At 45.9% G+C, this 887-nt stretch carries 2 protein-coding genes; one reads left to right on the top strand and one right to left on the bottom strand.

Annotated elements, in window-relative coordinates:
• Positions 1–321 (top strand): TRAP transporter large permease subunit (locus A3766_RS05205; RefSeq protein ID WP_156508707.1); only part of this gene is annotated, 321 nt, incomplete at its 5' end.
• 185 nt (positions 322–506) lie between these two features.
• Here A3766_RS05205 and A3766_RS05200 read toward each other — a convergent pair.
• A partial coding sequence (locus A3766_RS05200) for a PhoH family protein (RefSeq protein ID WP_197479338.1) occupies positions 507–887 on the bottom strand: 381 nt, incomplete at its 5' end.

Below are 887 nucleotides of genomic sequence, written 5' to 3'. Positions count from 1 at the left end.
TTGTATCTGGTGCTCGGGGCTGTATTAGACACCTTTGGGATGATTATCCTCACCTTGCCTTTTGTCTTCCCTTTGGTGACCTCTTTAGGATATGACCCGGTCTGGTTTGGTATTTTTATCGTTATGATGATTGAGCTATCGCTGATTACGCCGCCAATCGGTATCAATGTATTTGTAATGCAGCGCGTTGCTCCGGATATACCCTTAACAACTGTATTTAAGGGTGCCTTACCATTTGTAGTAATAAGTTTGGTTATGGTACTACTACTGCTGATCTTCCCTGAAATAGCTTTGTGGTTGCCCGGGCAAATGAAAGATTAGAGTTTCTCTACTCTTGGTGTCCTCTGTGGTTCATCGGTTTATCACTTCAAGATCAAAACATAAAACACGGTTCACCACAGAGGTCACAGAGAGGCCTGCGGCCTACACCGAGAAAAGATAAAAAGGTTTTTAGGGTGTCTTAATCCCTTCCTCTGTGCAGCGAAGCGCTCGGTGTCCTCTGTGGTTTAAGCCTTTCCCTGCGTATCGTGCTTGTTATAAGCCTCTACAATTCGTTGAACAATAGGGTGTCTGACAACATCAGATGGGCGGAAGTGGATGCTGCTGATGCCTTTTACTCCATTCAAAACGCGCTGAGCCTGAGCTAAGCCCGACATCGCGTGTTTAGGTAGGTCGGTTTGGGTTAGGTCACCCGTAATAACGGCTGTTGAGCCAAAACCAATTCGGGTCAGGAACATCTTCATTTGTTCGGGCGTGGTGTTCTGGCTTTCGTCCAAAATAATAAAAGCATTATTAAGTGTTCGGCCGCGCATAAAGGCGAGTGGTGCGACTTCTATGATGTTCTTATCCATGAGCTTGGCGACTTGGTCGAAGCCTAGCATTTCATA

It is taken from the genome of Oleiphilus sp. HI0132 (assembly GCF_001635845.1).
The sequence above is the reverse complement of the archived record's forward strand: the minus strand, read 5'-3'. Positions and strand labels throughout refer to the sequence as shown.